This window comes from Bacteroides sp. D22 (genome assembly GCF_000163675.1).
Lineage (GTDB): Bacteria > Bacteroidota > Bacteroidia > Bacteroidales > Bacteroidaceae > Bacteroides > Bacteroides xylanisolvens.
The window spans coordinates 83,503-96,832 of sequence record NZ_GG774797.1; the positions used below are offsets into that span (position 1 = coordinate 83,503).

The 13,330-nt window shown below is 42.5% G+C and carries 13 protein-coding genes; 7 read left to right on the plus strand and 6 right to left on the minus strand.

Annotated features, from left to right (window positions below; translation table 11 throughout):
• Positions 1-255: 255 nt before the first annotated feature.
• A complete protein-coding gene (locus HMPREF0106_RS21050; RefSeq protein ID WP_004314733.1) occupies positions 256-825 on the plus strand; it encodes a porin family protein in 570 nt (189 codons plus the stop codon).
• A gap of 146 nt (positions 826-971) precedes the next feature.
• Here HMPREF0106_RS21050 and HMPREF0106_RS21045 read toward each other — a convergent pair whose 3' ends face one another.
• From HMPREF0106_RS21045 to mdh, 5 genes are all read right to left on the minus strand, one after another.
• Positions 972-2,231: an ABC transporter permease gene (locus HMPREF0106_RS21045; protein WP_004297229.1), complete on the minus strand. Its 1,260-nt coding sequence runs from the start codon at positions 2,229-2,231 to the stop codon at positions 972-974.
• Complete coding sequence (locus HMPREF0106_RS21040) at positions 2,232-3,413, minus strand: ABC transporter permease (RefSeq protein WP_004307832.1); 1,182 nt, start codon at positions 3,411-3,413, stop codon at positions 2,232-2,234.
• A gap of 2 nt (positions 3,414-3,415) precedes the next feature.
• Complete coding sequence (locus HMPREF0106_RS21035) at positions 3,416-4,408, minus strand: HlyD family secretion protein (protein ID WP_008020477.1); 993 nt, start codon at positions 4,406-4,408, stop codon at positions 3,416-3,418.
• A gap of 106 nt (positions 4,409-4,514) precedes the next feature.
• A complete protein-coding gene (locus HMPREF0106_RS21030) occupies positions 4,515-5,978 on the minus strand; it encodes a TolC family protein (protein WP_008020478.1) in 1,464 nt (487 codons plus the stop codon).
• A 269-nt stretch (positions 5,979-6,247) separates the two neighbouring features.
• The gene (mdh, locus tag HMPREF0106_RS21025) at positions 6,248-7,189 is read right to left on the minus strand and encodes a malate dehydrogenase (protein WP_004297234.1); all 942 of its coding nucleotides are present in this window, start codon (positions 7,187-7,189) and stop codon (positions 6,248-6,250) included.
• 885 nt (positions 7,190-8,074) lie between these two features.
• Between mdh and HMPREF0106_RS21020 the strand changes: the two genes are divergently transcribed.
• Positions 8,075-8,947: a hypothetical protein gene (locus HMPREF0106_RS21020; RefSeq protein ID WP_008020481.1), complete on the plus strand. Its 873-nt coding sequence runs from the start codon at positions 8,075-8,077 to the stop codon at positions 8,945-8,947.
• 8 nt (positions 8,948-8,955) lie between these two features.
• On the opposite strand, the gene HMPREF0106_RS21015 is transcribed toward HMPREF0106_RS21020, so the two are convergent.
• Positions 8,956-9,864, minus strand: a complete 909-nt coding sequence (locus HMPREF0106_RS21015) for an NAD kinase (protein ID WP_009038992.1) — start codon at positions 9,862-9,864, stop codon at positions 8,956-8,958.
• A 112-nt stretch (positions 9,865-9,976) separates the two neighbouring features.
• Here HMPREF0106_RS21015 and HMPREF0106_RS21010 point away from each other — a divergent pair, with 112 nt between their 5' ends.
• The 5 genes from HMPREF0106_RS21010 to HMPREF0106_RS20990 are packed head-to-tail and all read left to right on the plus strand — an operon-like array spanning position 9,977 to position 13,330.
• Positions 9,977-10,693 (plus strand): pyridoxine 5'-phosphate synthase, encoded by a 717-nt coding sequence (locus HMPREF0106_RS21010; RefSeq protein ID WP_004307837.1) that lies wholly within the window; start codon positions 9,977-9,979, stop codon positions 10,691-10,693.
• Positions 10,690-11,409, plus strand: a complete 720-nt coding sequence (locus tag HMPREF0106_RS21005) for a MotA/TolQ/ExbB proton channel family protein (protein WP_008020483.1) — start codon at positions 10,690-10,692, stop codon at positions 11,407-11,409. The genes HMPREF0106_RS21010 and HMPREF0106_RS21005 overlap by 4 nt, the downstream gene beginning before the upstream one ends.
• 46 nt (positions 11,410-11,455) lie before the next feature.
• The gene (locus HMPREF0106_RS21000; RefSeq protein WP_004305499.1) at positions 11,456-11,872 is read left to right on the plus strand and encodes an ExbD/TolR family protein; all 417 of its coding nucleotides are present in this window, start codon (positions 11,456-11,458) and stop codon (positions 11,870-11,872) included.
• A gap of 6 nt (positions 11,873-11,878) precedes the next feature.
• Positions 11,879-12,751 (plus strand): cell envelope integrity protein TolA, encoded by an 873-nt coding sequence (locus HMPREF0106_RS20995; RefSeq protein WP_008020484.1) that lies wholly within the window; start codon positions 11,879-11,881, stop codon positions 12,749-12,751.
• A 27-nt stretch (positions 12,752-12,778) separates the two neighbouring features.
• Positions 12,779-13,330: a DJ-1 family glyoxalase III gene (locus tag HMPREF0106_RS20990; protein ID WP_008020485.1), complete on the plus strand. Its 552-nt coding sequence runs from the start codon at positions 12,779-12,781 to the stop codon at positions 13,328-13,330.

Consider the following 13,330-nt stretch of genomic DNA (forward strand, 5'->3'; position numbering starts at 1 on the left):
AAAAAAGACCGGATGAACATTATTTTTTTCTATATAGTCACTCTTTAATAACCTTTATGCAAAAAATAGACTATCAAGGATTTTTTTATATAAAATAAATGAAATATATTTGCGGCTACAAAACATACGTTAAATACGGAAGGGTGTGTTTCAATACTTTAACCGGTTGCGAATAATTCCCCACACTTCAAACAGAACTATTAACTAACAATGCCAACCAAAGGGAAGAGGAAGGCAAACTAAAAAATGAATGATATGAAAAAAGGTTTGATTTTTGTGCTATTTGCACTTGTTTCTATCGTTTCTTATTCTCAGATTTCTTGGAATGCCAAAGTTGGTATGAACATGAGTAACTTTACTGGGGATATGGATACTGACATGAGGATTGGATTCAATGTAGGCGTTGGCATGGAATATCAGTTCTCTGATATGTGGTCTATTCAACCTTCGTTGATGTTCACTCAAAAAGGTGCTAAACAGGATGAAGTGAAAATGAATCCAATGTATTTGGAGATTCCGGTATTGGCTGCTGCAAGATTTGCAATTGCTGATAACCAGAATATTGTAGTGAAAGCTGGTCCTTATTTTGCATTTGGTATTGCTGGTAAGTGTAAAATTGGTGATGAAAAAATTGATTTCTTTGGTGACGGTGATGATCAATTTGGAGCAAAAAGATTTGATGCAGGTCTCGGTGTAGGCGTTGCTTATGAAATTAATAAATTCTTTATTGACTTATCAGGAGAATTTGGTTTGGCTAAATTGGCTGATGGTGACGGTGCACCGAAGAACATGAACTTCTCTATCGGTGTAGGTTACAAGTTCTAAACTTATTATACTCTCTTTATAATATCTCTAAAATCCCTCGTTCTATACTCTCTTGGAACGGGGGATTTTCATGTTCTTATTTGAAAAAACGGCATATCCCATTGAAAGGATACACCGTTAATTCTCTCTCTTGTAATTCTTACTCATTAATCACTTATCTGCTTGGATAAGTTTGCTTTCTCTTTTAATTCTTTGTATCTCTCTATTGCATGTTTGCGACTCATCAGTATTTGCCAGCGGTATACCCAACAGGTGGTCAGGAAATAAATGCCGGCTTGCAACCACAAAGCCTTATATTCAAAAGCTACTTCACTAAGAGTGGCTCCCATATTGTTGATTTTTACAAAGCCGTTAATTCCAAACGTTGAGGGGAAGATGTAGGATACATACTTCCAAAACGGAGGAATAGCTGCTCCCGGCCAGGAAATTCCTGAAATAAATAACAGGGGGACTGATGTGAATACAAAAATCAGCATACACGTCTCCCGATTGCGAATGGCAATAGAAGCTGTCATCGCAAAGAAGATACAAGCCGCAAGATAGGGGACAACGAATAATATTAATGAACTGGGTTGCCCAATTTGGTTGAGGCTAAACAATCTTGGAACGACATAAAGTACGTAGAAAGCTACCAATATATAAACTAGGAAATAACTCAATCCTTTTCCTAATACAATTCGTAACGTCCCGTTATAGTGACGATTAATAGGTACAAGATCCTTAAATCTGTTGTTCTCACGAGCAGTTCCTGCAGCGAGACCGATGCCGAGCAATAATGTCTGTTGGATAATCAATACCAATACAGCAGGAATCAGGAAAGCGGCGAACCCGGCAGTGGGGTTGAAGATGGAGATTTCTTCATATTCTATCGGATAAGCAGTGATTTCATCCTGACGGTCGGTCGTGTTTCCGCTACGTGCAATTTTGATATCCCTGTTCATATCCAGAGAAACGGCAGTGTTGGCAAGAAGCATCGATTTATAGTATAACAATCCGCTCATGTCGCAATAGATACTGACTTGTGTCTGTTTTCCTTTGGCAATATTGTCGCTGAAATCCGAAGGGATATAAATGATGCCGTATGCACGCCGGTTTTTCAGCATTTGTTTAGCTTCTTCCATATCGGCACAGTAGGAGACGATTTGAATATCGGGCGTAGCATCTACCTTGCGGAGATATTCGCGGCTAAGAGATGAATGTGAATCATCTACAACAACAGCAGGAACTTCACGCACTACTTCGTTATCATAGATGAAACTATATAGCAACGGATAACCTAACGGGACGAGTATAAAGAATATCAGTACCCCCTGGTCGCGGAAAGTTGTCTGAAACTCCCGTTTCCAGATATAAAACAGGTCATTGATGCCTTGAGCTATCTTATCTTTTAATTTTATATCTTTCATTTAGGGTATATATTTATAGTAAACCAATGCTTCCTTCAGGCGGTGAACCACGAAGAAGGGGAGCATCATGAATATTAATAGTGCCATATAGTTGGTCCATGAGTAAGCCATACTATATCCGTTGAGCGCCTGATCCACGTAAATAAGGAAATAGTGCCGCAACGGGAATAGATTGCTCAAAGCCTGTAAAACAGGATGCATAGCCATGACCGGGAATGAAAATCCGGAAATGGAGAACGATATGACTCCCCACAGGGAAGCAAAACTTAATCCGAGTCGTAGAGTCGGCAGGGTTCCTATCATGACAATACCACAACATTGGGATGCCAGTACAAGACAGAGCGTGGCAAATATCATCGGAAATATACCGCTGTTGCAAGGAAAATGCAGGAATCCATACAGGTATACATTATAGAATATACCCATAATGAAAAAGACTACAGTGTGGGGAAGCAACTTCCCGGCCAATGCAATATAAATGGAGTTGTTACTCATTCGTAACCATTCGCGAGCCGTACGATCTTTGATTTCTACACCGATTGAATAGACAGTTACCATAAATATTAATAGCATGAGTACTCCCGGTATCAGTGTATTGCATAAGTATACCGAATAGTTTAGCCACGGATTATTCAGTGGGTGTGTATCGATAACAATCGGTTGCAGATATGCCATAGCCTGATCCTCTGTTGCACCTTTGGCATATAACATGGTCCTTGCAGCGGCTCCTGAAGTGAGTTCTCCCATCATTTTCATGTCTCTGAACAATAGAGAACCTGCGATCAGATAGGAGTAATTGGTGTAGAAGGAGATTGTCGGTTGTCGTTGGCTCTGTGCCTCTGCCGATAAACCTTTGGGAAGGTAGAAGAATCCGTAGATTTTTCCTTCTTGCATGGCAATACGTGCATCTGTCACATTACTGTAATGAGCTACAACCCCTGTCTGTGAAAAAGCATCCAGGTTGCGGACAATATTGCGGGAGGTGGACGAATCATCCATGTCTACCACTCCTGCAGGAAGATCCTTGGGAAGTCCCGAATCCATTAAGGTGGTGAAGAATATATAGCAAAACAGTGGGGCAATGACCATACAGAAGAGGTAGAGCGGGCGTGAAATCAACCGCCGGCACTCTCTTTGCATGACCTGCCACAGGGCTATATATTTCTTTTTTCTCTCTCTCATGATTACTTGTCAATGATGACAGACATACCCGGACGGAGGTTTTCCACTTTCTCTATCGGAGAAGCTTTCACTTCGAATGTTTTCAGGTCGAACTGTCCGGTTGTTTTGGTTGCTTTCCAAGCGGCATAAGTCCCTAAGTCTTTCAGATAATATACTTTGAGTTTGATCTTTTTATTATCCAGAGCAGGAATGACTGCTTCGAATTCCGAACCCATCGTCAGGTTCTTGAGCAGATCCTCGCGTACGTTGAATGTTACCCACATATCGTTGAGTTCGGCGATATTCATGATGGGGGCACCAGTACCTACCAATTCGCCTACCTTCGGGAAAATCTCTGAAACTTCTCCGGCAGCCGGAGCTATGAGATAAGTCTCCTTTATGTACGATTCTACTTCGGCAACAGCACCTTTAGCCCGGTTTACCAAAGCTTCCGCGGCCATCTTGTCTTCACGTTCCGCTCCGTTCTTTGCCATGGTATATTGCGCTTTGGCTGCTTTCTCTGTAGCAATGCTTGCATCCCGTTGCGCAGTAACTTCATCCAATTTCTGTGCAGGCATTACTCCCTGCTCATAGAGATTCTTTATACGTTGATATGATTTTTCGGCAATGGTGACGCCTGCTTGGGCTTTTTGCCACATTTCGTATGCCGCCTGGATTTGTTCCTCACGTGCGCCTTTGATTGCTTTTGCGTTTTGTGCTTGTGCGGCAGCTTCGGCAGCACGTGCCTGTTCCATTTTTGCCACTACGTCAGGAGCTTCCAAAATGGCCAGCGTATCTCCGGCATTGACACTTTGTCCTTCTTTCACGCGAAATTCCAATATACGTCCCGGAACTTTGCTCGAAACGCGATACTCGGTAACTTCAGCCTGTCCCTGTATGATTTCAGGACCTTTGCGAAGCATGAAGAAGCCAACGACTGCAACGATTGCAATAACTCCCAGTAGAGTAAGGAATGCAAGCAGCATATTGCTGTTTTGTGATTTTATAGGTGCCATATGATTTATGAATTATGATTTATGATTTATGTTTTATGGATTGTGAGTTGGTTAGGGATTGGGTTGTTTCTGATTGGATTCTTTACTTTATTTTTCTGCTTTTTATTTATTTCAGTGTTCCCAGAGATTTCTTCAGATAGATTTCTGTTAACTTCACATCTATTTGTGCGTCAATCTTTTCTGAATGAGCGGACAGCCATGCCGTTTGTGCTTCAAGAACATTACTGGTGGCAATCACTCCCTCTTTAAAACCAAGCGTTGCATAGCGCAGATTCTCTTCCGCTTTTTCCATGTTTTTGGAAGACATAACCAGTTTCTTACCTGCTTCCTTTACCTTGAAAGCGGCTTGATTGACTTGCAACTCTATTTTTTCGCGTGCGTCCTGAAGCTGGTATTGTGCAATGCGGGCTTCGGCTTTTGCCGCTCTCGTTTTATAAATACCTTCTCCCCAGTGCCATATAGGTATCTGTACCATCACTCCCACATTCCACATGCCTTTGAATTTGTTTTCAAAGCTGTTGAAGACAGAAGGGTTGGTTACCATATAATTCCCCATCAATGCGATAGAAGGAAGATGTTCGGCACGGGTTACGTTTACTTTCTGTTTATAAATCTGTGTCGCTAATTCGAGACTACGTATTTCCGGACGATTCTCATAAGCGGTAGATAAATCGAAATGAGGGTCTGTTGTCAGTAATGGAATATCTTCCATATTTTCATCTGCTAGCGTGATGGGGGAGCTAAGATCAATACCGCATAGTTGGCACAGCAACATTCGGGCAAGGCTCAATCCATCTTCCACTTTGGTGAGTGTCATTTCTGCTTCATTCACCTTGACGCGTACAGACAAGCCATCCGCTTTGGTGGCTACTCCTTCATTAATCATTTTTTCCACATCACCGTCCAGCTGTTGCAAGAGCTTTAAATAACCTTCCGCCAACTTCTTCTTATTAACCAACGAAATAACTTGCCAATATGCCTGGTCTGTACTCATGATTACTTCCTGCATGCCACCGTGGTGTTGTTCTTGAGCTAACTCTTCGGCATACTTTGTTATTTTGTTGTACGCCCGGATTTTTCCACCCATATATAAAGGCTGTGTCAATGTAATAGCGCCTGCATAGACATTTCTGGTGTCTGTGCGGAGTGCATCCACTAAAGAGTTTCCTGCTTGGTCGAGAGCAGGCAGAGCCGCTCCTAGTTTTCCGCTTAAGGAAGCAATAAGTGGTTTTAATTCAGGATGTGCTGTTACAATCTCGGTTGCAGCCTGTTGGATAGGGCCTGCCAGATTAGTTCCTAATCCTGAAAGCGTAGCTTTCTGGTCATTGTTTAATAATGAAAACTCTTTCTGGTTTCTCATGTAAGCTCCGGTTGCCGAGAAGTTGGGCAAATAATTCGTAAATGCAGCTTTTCGTTGATAATGAGCAGCATTTATCTTCTCATTGCTTATCAACAAATCTTTGTTGTTGGCAAGAGCTAATGCGCGGCAACTATCCAGACTTAGAAAGTTCTGCGCTTTTCCTATGAAAGTGAGACTTAGCAGAATTGTCAGAAGAAATACTTTTTTCATCGCATCTTGCATATTAATAAGGTGATACTTCTATATTTAATAACCCGGTTCTCATGTAATTTGTTTATTGAAGTAGTCTGTTTTTTTGAACTTGTTTACTTAAACAATAATTGCATAAACAACGATGCAAATGTATGAGCTTTACTTGAAAGTGCAAAATGAATTAGCTTTTTTTAAAATATAGTGGGGTAGGATTCTGTAGAAAAGAAAGAAGGCTGCTCCTCGTAGTGAAGAACAGCCTTTCTTGATATATAAAGTAAGGGGATTAATTACAGAGCACCTACTTCTTTCAAAGCAGCGTTCGTTCCGTGAACAGCTTTTGCGCTAGCTGCGAACTTGGCTTTTTCGTCTTCGTTCAGGTTCAGTTCAACGATCTTTTCGATACCGTTCTTGCCAAGGATTACAGGAACGCCGATGCAAAGATCTGATTCACCATATTCACCTTCCAATAATACAGAACAAGGAACCATCTTCTTTTGGTCATGAAGGATAGATTCAACTACGAATGCTCCTGCTGCACCTGGTGCATACCATGCAGAAGTACCCAGCAATTTAGTCAGTGTAGCACCACCTACCATTGTAGCAGCGGCTACTTCTTCCAGTTTTTCGGCAGAGATGAAATTTGCTACAGGCATACCTTTGTAAGTAGCGAAACGAGTCAAAGGAATCATAGTAGTATCACCGTGACCACCGATAACCATACCTTCTACTTCGTTAGCGTTGCAACCGATAGCTTGAGACAAGAAATATTTGAAACGAGAGCTATCCAAAGCACCACCCATACCGATCACACGGTTTTTCGGCAAGCCCAAAGCTTTCAATGCCAAATAAGTCATTGTATCCATCGGGTTAGAGATAACAACGATGATAGCGTTAGGAGAATATTTCAACAGGTTTTCTGCTACCGATTTAACGATACCAGCGTTCACACCAATCAGCTCTTCACGAGTCATACCCGGTTTACGAGGAATACCTGAAGTAATCACAACAACGTCAGAGTTAGCGGTTTGAGCATAGTCGTTAGTGCAGCCTACCAATGTAGTGTCGAAACCCAGCAATTGAGCTGTCTGCATCATATCCATTGCTTTACCTTCTGAAACGCCTTCTTTAACGTCCAGCATTACTACTTCGTCTGCTACTTCATTAAAAGCAAGTACATTTGCACATGTAGCACCTACGTTACCTGCGCCTACTACGGTTACTTTTGACATAATACTATATATTTAAAAAGTTGATAATTTGTTTTATCTTTTAGCGCGACAAAATTACAACGATAATCCTGATTAAAGAAATTTTTCCGTAATAATTTTAGTTAAAGGTCTAAGTTCTCCGGAATGGATGGCTATCATGAAAAAAAAGTGGTCGAACAAGCCGTTGGCAAGCGTGGAAGAGAAGCGGAGAATAAACAACGAAAACGATACAAAAACGAGGGTGTTCGGAGAGGGGGGTACAAAGCGCTGAAACGCCCGCCAGTAAAGGGGAAAAACCCAATGAAAACCAGTAGAGTAGAGAAGAGTAAAGTAAAGAAGAGTAAGTAAAAGTATTATTTCTGTTATAAACAACAGCAATAATACTGGGCAGAGAAGATGGCTTTGGCTGCTGCCGTTGTCGGTTTGGATCACTTCGTCGGTGTCGTTTCTGTTCTCGTGTCCCTCATGAACTGTTCGTCCGGCAGATGACCGCCTTTTGTCTGGTAGGTTATTGATGCTCGCCCGGTGGGTAACGGACATTCACACGGTAGATAACATACGTTTGTACGTTAGGTGAATTCTATATTATTTCTCGGGCTACCGCTTCATTAAAAAATAATTTCAATACTTGTTTGCTAAAGTACCATTTGCTTCAAAACTAGTACGTAAACAAGGTAAAAGTCGCAAATAAGGATGCTTCGATCAGGTAATGTCAGTGGCCGCTTAGGATCATAAAGGAGAATCAGTCGGGGTACTTTGCGTCTGTCGGTTCGGCCTGGTTGACTGGTTAATAAATTAAAATTGCATAGATTAGTCGGGAGTTTTTCAAAAACTCTCACTTTTTATACTTGACTTCTGTTGCGAAATGATTACTTTTGCGCACGTTATCAATTCACAACTGAAACTATGAGTAAAAAAAGCCTTCTTATTGCGGCCGTGGCTATCTTGGTGATAGCTATTATTGGTATTACTTATTTATTGTTTACCGAAAAAAAAGCTAATCGGGAGTTAGTGCAGGAATTCCAATTGGATAAGGAAGATCTGGAAAACGAATATAGTCGTTTTGTGCAAGAATATGATGAATTGAAGTTTAAGGTTACTAATGACTCATTAGGAGTATTGTTAGAACAGGAACAGTTAAAGACCCAACGTCTATTAGAAGAACTTCGTACTGTGAAGAGTTCGAATGCAACAGAGATTCGTCGTTTAAAGAAAGAATTGGCTACTTTACGTAAAGTAATGGTTGGTTATATTAATCAGATTGATTCACTAAATAAACTGGCTGCACAGCAGAAACAGGTCATTGCAGAAGTAACACAAAAATATAATCAGGCTTCACAACAAATCAGTAACCTTTCCGAAGAAAAGAAAAATCTGGATAAGAAGGTGACGTTAGCCGCACAACTCGATGCAACTAATATTCGTATCGAACCACGCAATAAACGCGGTAAAGTGGCGAAGAAGGTGAAAGATGTGGTGAAATTGGCTATCAGTTTCACAATCGTGAAGAATATAACTGCTGAAAACGGTGAACGTACCATCTATATACGTATTACCAAACCCGATAATGATGTACTGACCAAGAGTGCATCCAATACTTTCCCTTATGAAAACCGTACACTGGTTTACTCCATCAAGAAATATATTGAATATAACGGAGAAGAACAGAACGTGAATGTATTCTGGGATGTAGAAGAATTCTTATATGCCGGAAACTATCGCGTTGATATCTTCGAAGGTGGTAATCTGATTGGTTCGCAGACGTTTACGTTAGATTAGTTTCCCATCTATCGTCTTCCATCCGCTCCCCACATCATTTTGCTGCGGAGTGTATCGAAAAAGATATGATTGAAGCGTTTGACTACTTTTATGCTATAATCTGCCCGGCGGATCTTGAGTTGAGTTGTTTCTTTGCAGGTTTCGCTTCGCCCGTCAATAGCAACGAGGAAATTATGGCTCCGGCTTTCCACATCCAATGTGATTTCCCAGTCGTCACGGATAACGATAGGACGGACGTTGAGGCTATGCGGAGCTACCGGAGTGATGGCAATAGTGTTGGAATGAGGGACGATGATCGGGCCTCCTACACTCAAAGAGTAGGCTGTGGAACCTGTTGGAGTGGCAATAACTAACCCGTCAGCTTGATAAGTATTCAGATACGCGCCATTAATAGCTGTCCGGATACTAATCATTGACGAACTGTCCCGTTTAAGAATTGCAATTTCATTGAGAGCATAAGGAGAATCCTGAAGACGTTTTTCGTCACAGATGAGTTGAAGCACGCTTCGTTCCTCCACACTATATCTTCCGGCTTGGATTTCATCGAACGTTTCTTCCATCTCCTCGGGAGAAATATCTGCCAGAAAGCCCAAACGGCCTGTATTAATTCCCAAAATAGGAATTCCTTTTCTCCCTACGCGGCGGGCAGCTTTCAGGAATGTTCCGTCGCCTCCGATACTGATTACCATATCAGCGTCAAAATCATTTCCGTCAAACAAGTGATCGGCATGAATGTCCATTTTGAGCTCTGTAGTCAGGAATTGATAAAAGTCCCTGCACATACAGATTTCTGCTTTCTGCCTTCTCAATAGTTGGAACAACCTTAGTGCATGAGAGGACTTTTTAGCCTGATAAGTATTTCCGAAAATGGCGAATTTCATAAGCAATATCATTAGTTCAGGATGCAAATTTGGCATTTTTTCTTGGATTTCTACTTTAAATAACCAAAAAAGAACCCATAATGCGTTTCGTATTATTAGGCAACTAATAATAATATTTGTATTTTTGCGGCAAATATAACGTAGAACTATGACTAAATTAAGTGTAAACATAAACAAGATTGCTACGCTAAGGAATGCTCGCGGAGGAAATGTTCCCGATGTAGTAAAGGTAGCGCTTGATTGTGAATCTTTTGGTGCAGACGGTATCACTGTTCATCCTCGTCCCGATGAACGCCACATTCGTCGTTCAGATGTATATGATTTGCGCCCTTTGCTGCGCACGGAATTTAATATCGAAGGTTATCCCGCTCCGGAGTTTATTGACCTGGTGTTGAAAGTTAAACCTCATCAAGTAACTTTGGTCCCCGACGATCCTTCACAAATTACTTCTAATTCCGGTTGGGACACCAAAGCAAATCTGGAATTCCTGACTGAAGTGCTCGATCAGTTTAACAGCGCCGGTATTCGTACTTCCGTTTTTGTGGCAGCCGATCCTGAAATGGTGGAATATGCGGCAAAAGCGGGAGCGGATCGTGTCGAACTGTATACCGAACCATACGCAACGAACTATCCGAAGAATCCGGAAGCTGCCATCGCTCCTTTTATCGAAGCCGCAAAGACTGCCCGTAAACTGGGTATCGGATTGAACGCCGGACACGACTTGAGTCTGGTTAATTTAAATTATTTCTATAAAAACATTCCTTGGGTGGATGAAGTCTCCATCGGACATGCGTTGATTAGCGATGCGTTGTATCTGGGACTCGAACGTACCATTCAGGAATATAAAAACTGTCTACGCTCATGAATGCAATGATCTTGTTAGCCCAAGGGGCTATGAATATGGCCGACTCGCTGGCTACTGCCAACCCCGTATTGACGGAGGTGAACGCTCCTGAAATGAACATGCTTGATATGGCTATCAAGGGTGGATGGATTATGATTGTGCTGGGTGTATTGTCGGTTGTCTGTTTTTATATCCTGTTTGAACGTAACTACATGATTCGTAAGGCAGGAAAAGAGGACCCGATGTTTATGGAGCGGATTAAAGACTATATTCATAGCGGTGAGATCAAAGCGGCTATTAACTATTGCCGTACGATAAACACCCCTTCGGCACGTATGATAGAAAAAGGGATCAGCCGTTTAGGACGTCCTATTAACGATGTACAGGTAGCTATTGAGAATGTAGGTAATATTGAAGTGGCAAAGCTGGAAAAAGGATTGACTGTAATGGCAACTATTTCCGGAGGTGCTCCGATGCTTGGATTCCTCGGTACGGTGACCGGTATGGTACGTGCATTCTACGAAATGGCGAATGCCGGAAGCGGAAACATTGATATCACTTTACTTTCCGGTGGTATCTATGAAGCTATGATTACTACGGTCGGTGGTCTGATTGTCGGTATCATTGCTATGTTTGCCTACAATTATCTGGTGATGCTGGTAGACCGTGTGGTAAATAAAATGGAATCTCGTACAATGGAGTTCATGGACTTGCTGAACGAGCCGGCTGGAAAGTGAATCGATATGCCAACCTATTAATCACTAACCCTTAATCACTAACAAAGTGGGATTAAAAAGAAGAAATAGAGTATCGCCCAATTTCAGCATGGCTTCCATGACGGACGTCATCTTCCTGTTGCTGATATTCTTTATGATAACCTCTACGGTGGTGTCGCCCAATGCCATCAAAGTCCTGTTGCCGCAAGGCAAGCAGCAGACTTCGGCCAAACCGCTGACAAGAGTGGTTATCGATAAAGACTTGAATTTCTATGCCGCTTTCGGCAATGAAAAAGAGCAGCCGGTGGCGCTGAACGATCTGACTTCATTCTTGCAGAGTTGCGCAGAGAAGGAGCCGGAAATGTACGTGGCATTGTATGCAGATGAATCGGTACCTTACCGTGAGATCGTAAGGGTATTGAACATTGCAAACGAGAATCATTTTAAGATGGTGTTGGCTACACGCCCGCCTGAAAATAAATAAGAAACAATGGACAGAAGAAAAAAGGGTGAATACATAGGAGCGCTGGGTGCACTGTTGGTGCATGTGGCAGTGATTGCTCTTTTGATTCTGGTGAGCTTTACTGTCCCTCAACCGGATGAAGATGCAGGCGGAGTGCCTGTAATGATGGGAAATGTAGACGCAGCGAGTGGCTTCGATGATCCCTCTCTGGTAGACGTGGATATCATGGATGAAGATGCGGCAGCACCCGCGGAAACAGCACCGGAACTTCCTTCGGAACAGGATTTATTGACGCAGACTGAAGAGGAAACAGTAACTCTGAAACCTAAGACGGAAGAACCGAAAAAAGAAACGGTGAAACCTAAAGAGGTGGTCAAGCCGAAAGAACCGGTGAAGAAGCCGGAGAAAACGGAAGCCGAAAAAGCTGCGGAAGCGAAACGGCTGGCAGAAGAAAAAGCGGAACGTGAACGTAAGGCTGCCGAAGAAGCTGCCAGAAAGAGGGTGTCCGGTGCGTTTGGAAAGGGAGCGCAAATGACAGGAAATAAAGGAACAGCGGCTAGTGGTACGGGAACCGAAGGTAGCAAGGAGGGAAACTCTTCTACCGGAGCGAAGACCGGAACCGGAGGTTATGGAACATTTGACCTTGGCGGACGTTCTTTAGGTACGGGCAGTTTGCCGAAGCCTGTATATAATGTGCAGGAAGAAGGACGTGTAGTGGTGAATATCACCGTGAATCCTGCAGGGCAAGTGATATCGACCAGTATTAGCCCTCAAACGAATACGGTAAATTCCACTTTGCGTAAGGCAGCGGAGGACGCAGCGAAGAAAGCCCGTTTTAATACGATAGATGGGGTGAATAACCAGACAGGGACAATCACCTATTATTTTAACTTGAGATAGTATCATTAACCAAATATATAAAGGATTATGGGAACTGTATACGCTTTTTTTGCAGATGGTTTTGAAGAAATTGAAGCCTTTACTGCTATTGACACGTTGAGACGTGCCGGACTTAATGTAGAAATCGTATCCGTTACACCGGATGAAATTGTAGTGGGAGCACATGACGTATCCGTCCTTTGCGATATCAACTTCGAGAATTGCGATTTTTTCGATGCTGAACTGCTGTTGTTGCCGGGAGGAATGCCGGGAGCTGCCACACTTGACAAGCACGAAGGGTTGCGTAAATTGATTCTTGATTTTGCCGCAAAAGGTAAACCTATTGCGGCCATTTGTGCTGCTCCGATGGTATTGGGTAAACTGGGACTGCTGAAAGGAAAGAAAGCTACCTGTTATCCGAGTTTTGAACAATATCTGGATGGTGCAGAATGTGTAAATGAACCCGTCGTACGTGATGGAAACATCATTACCGGTATGGGACCGGGTGCTGCCATGGAATTTGCTTTGACAATCGTTGACCTGTTGGTAGGTAAAGAAAAAGTAGACGAACTGGTAGAAGCGATGTGTGTTAAACGCTAA